Genomic DNA, 238 nt, shown 5'->3' with positions numbered 1-238 from the left:
ACCGCGCAAGGTCACGGCGCGCAGTAAAAAAGGCCGCATCAAACGTCAGATGTTTGCAAAGCTGCGCACCACCAAATACCTGAAAACCGCCGCCAGCGCCGACTCTGCCAGCGTACAGTTTGAAAGTAAGGTGCAGCGCATTGCCCGCGTTCACCATTATGGCCTGCGCGATCGCGTCAGCCGCAAAGGACCGGAAGTGCGTTACGCAGAGCGTCGTTTGTTGGGTCTTAATGGTGAG

The 238-nt window shown here is 57.1% G+C and carries 1 protein-coding gene; it reads left to right on the top strand.

The features are described from left to right. On the top strand, positions 1-238 hold a 238-nt coding region (locus FN960_RS22480; protein WP_143850870.1), incomplete at both ends, for a phage virion morphogenesis protein.

Source organism: Alkalicoccobacillus porphyridii (assembly GCF_007293315.1).
In the GTDB taxonomy this organism is placed as follows: domain Bacteria; phylum Bacillota; class Bacilli; order Bacillales; family Bacillaceae_D; genus Alkalicoccobacillus; species Alkalicoccobacillus porphyridii.
This window is presented reverse-complemented; position numbering and strand designations above follow the sequence as displayed.